Here is a 3114-nt window from a genome sequence, read left to right on the forward strand (position 1 = left end):
GGCGTATACATAAACCCTTATAAAATATATATTAATTCTATTTTTAATTTTATAAGTCTTATATACAAGTCCTGTATATAAGTTTTATTTATAATGACTTGATATACGACGTGTAATGATGTACTATGTTTCTAGGAATAATTAACCAGTGTTCTAAGGGGGGGACGACTTGAACGAAGTTTTAAGTGAAAAATATCAAACAATCAAGTTTGCAGATGAAGTAGTAAACATGTTTGCCGATATACTTGAACAAGATGAGATACTCTATAGTGTATTTCTATACATAGGAAACATAGTAAATAAACAATTTCAAGAGACGAAGTACATGAGGGGCATATCTATTAATGAAATAGTGGAAAATGTAGTTATTGATAGGAGAGTAAAGAAAAAAAAGGGAAAATCCTATTCTTTAGAGGTTGAACGTACGAATATATCTAGACGTTCAGCTGAAATAAGTGTGAGTACACTATCATCAATGTCTTTAATCTATGAAAAAACCATGCACCCATATAAATTTTTGATCTCAACTTATAGAGGGCAACAAGTACTGATTGAGTTAGGGAAAAGAAAAAAGATAAATAAGGAGAGATAAAATAATGGCAAAAAACTTCTTGAAGAATGAAGTGGCAGTTAAAATGACGATGGTCGGTTTTGGTCAAGCTGGTACTAGAATGGTAGATAAATTTGCGGAATATACACATACAGATGGTACAGCAGTATATAATTGCTTAGCACTAAATAGTAATGATGGAGATCTAGCTGAATTAAAAAATGTACCCAAAAGTAATCAAGTTTCACTGAAATTAGGTGGTTTAGGTAAGAATCCTGAGCGTGCAGTAAAAGTCCTTGATTCAAATGAGGAAGCAAAAGAAAAGCTAAAAGAATTTATTACTGAACGAGTAAGACCTTCGGATGAACTTGTTTTATTTTTTGCAGGTTTAGGTGGAGGAACTGGAACTTCTACAATCATTAAGGCTATTGAAGAATTTTCGGCTTTTCATAACAAGCCAGTAATCAGACAAGAATTACAAAAAGTTGCGCAGCTATATCCAATGTCTGAAATCAAGGCGAATCAAGCGAAGTTTGCGAGAATAGCCTTTGAAAATGCTATTGAGCGCAAAGACTTTATTAAAATGGGGATTGTTGTAACTCTTCCTGTCCGAGCAGATGGGCCTGATGTATTACGACAAGTAAATAAATTTTCACAGGAAATTTGGAAATTAGCAAATGATAAATCAAAAGGTGTAGCATTTGTTGTGTTTGCTGATAACCAGCATTTTTACGATGAATTTAAGGAATTGAATGAAAATGAGAAAAAAGGTATTGCTAATTCACGAGATTATGCAAATCAACGTATTAGTGAAATTATTCATGAGTTAAATACCGCTGCTAATGGATCTGGTACATCTGTAATACTGGATTCTCAAGATTTTAAACGTATTTTACTTGAGAAAACGGGCTGTTTAGTAATTAATAAGGTTTCACGTAATATGAATCAAATAGAAAATAGCCATGCAATTATAGAAATGTTCCAAGAATCATTAAGAGGAAGCTCTTTCCATCCCCCGATTGATTTGATGAAGAAGAACGATGATGGTTCTGTTGAAGCATCAAAAGTACATCATTTTGGTATGCTTGCTATCCTAGATGAGCAAAAGAATATTAATGATTCCTTTATGGATGACGCTAAGGTAGAAGTTTCAAATAATTTACCTATAAATGGTACAGTTTTTAATGGATATTTGGTAAGTAAGAATGATTTCTTAGGAACTGTATATACCTTCTATAAAACCGATGCATTACCATCGAGATTATCTAAAGGTTTAGTTGAAGAATTTAATGAATTTAAAGAAAGACAAAGCCAAATTCAGTATAAAAAGTCTCAAATTAGTACGATTGAAAGTATAGATGAGGATGAGGATTTAGGTTTTGCATTTGGAGATTTTATTGATATGGGTAGTGACGAAGAAAATAATAATGCTGGAGCAAATGAAGATGAAGATCTAGCAGATTTTCTAGATCCAGATAAGATGTTTGGTACTACAAAATAATAAAAAAGTCTGGACTAAGTTCCAGACTTTTTTATTATTCCACTGAATCCATAAGAGATTTTATATACTCAATAATATTATCTTGTATGTACTGCTCTATGAAGAGTTGTTTTTTACTCAAGTCTTCCTCTTTTTTAAACCAGCCTGCTTTTCTAGTGCGCTCTTCCTCAGGTTTATTATTCCATAAGCTCTCTGCTTGTTTTCTTAATTCCTGACGTGCCCTATGCTCAATAATAAAATTATCAAGCCTATCTTGGCGTTGGCGTAATTTTAGCGTTTCTACATCTTCTGGTTGTGGTAACTGCTTTAATATACTTTCTACCCTCTCTTCATAATGAGATTCAATATGTTTTATTTTTTCTTCTAACTGTTTAGTTACCATTTTTTCAATAATTTCAGCAGTAGCTTGAAGGTTTAATTCAGTGGATACCTCATTTGTTTGATGTTCTGGTGAAACTGGTCTTAAATCAAATTGGTGTGGTAAAAGGTCAATAATTGCATCTAGAGACCATTTCTCATCCCTTTTCTGCTTTATAAATAGAGCAATTTCAAGATCTAAAGCATTATAGAGTTTTTCATTTGTATTTTGAGTTCTTAAAGTTTCATGAAGTCCCTTTTCTTCTAGGATATTGAACCAATTATAAACTGTATTATGATGACGTCCTACTAGTTTTGAGAATTCTGTTATTCGCCATGCTTTTTCGAAAACATTATCATCTAATATATCATCATCGTTAATTTGATGGTCTTGTTTTTCATTTTTTTGCTCAATCATTGTAACTACCTCCTCAAAAATCAACTCATAAATAACTAATTATAATTAACATGTGAGCTGAGATTAACATGTTAGCTAGTATTTCGATAATATTAGTAAAAATCCCTACCAATCCAGTGAATTACATGAAATATAGAATTAACATGTAAACATATACTTGTTAACAAAACATTAACGTTTAGTATAGAATTCGGTGAATCAGTAACTTTATTACCAATTTGAAATATATAATTGGTAATGTTTTGTTAATGGGAATATATATATTATTGTAGTAGCGCTATTGATATT

3 protein-coding genes are annotated in these 3114 nt (G+C 31.5%); 2 read left to right on the forward strand and 1 reads right to left on the reverse strand.

All coding sequences use genetic code 11. The annotated features are described in order from the left end of the window. Positions 1-169: 169 nt before the first annotated feature. Positions 170-592 carry a hypothetical protein gene (locus tag ABWK52_RS24830; RefSeq protein WP_001006726.1) on the forward strand — a complete coding sequence of 141 codons (423 nt, stop codon included), beginning with the start codon at positions 170-172 and terminating at the stop codon, positions 590-592. A 4-nt stretch (positions 593-596) separates the two neighbouring features. Further along, complete coding sequence (locus ABWK52_RS24835; RefSeq protein WP_001097031.1) at positions 597-2051, forward strand: cell division protein FtsZ; 1455 nt, start codon at positions 597-599, stop codon at positions 2049-2051. 34 nt (positions 2052-2085) lie between these two features. Here the strand turns inward: ABWK52_RS24835 and ABWK52_RS24840 are convergent, their stop codons facing one another. Continuing rightward, positions 2086-2826: a MerR family transcriptional regulator gene (locus tag ABWK52_RS24840; RefSeq protein ID WP_000572539.1), complete on the reverse strand. Its 741-nt coding sequence runs from the start codon at positions 2824-2826 to the stop codon at positions 2086-2088. Positions 2827-3114: the final 288 nt, after the last annotated feature.

Origin of the sequence: Bacillus sp. AP50 (assembly GCF_040492675.1) — a bacterium.
Lineage (GTDB): Bacteria > Bacillota > Bacilli > Bacillales > Bacillaceae_G > Bacillus_A > Bacillus_A cereus.

Excerpts from the sequence above, each read along its gene's own strand:
- ABWK52_RS24840 (WP_000572539.1), bottom strand. The coding sequence starts at position 2,826 with ATGATTGAGCAAAAAAATGAAAAACAAGACCATCAAATTAACGATGAT.
- ABWK52_RS24835 (WP_001097031.1), top strand. The coding sequence starts at position 597 with ATGGCAAAAAACTTCTTGAAGAATGAAGTGGCAGTTAAAATGACGATG.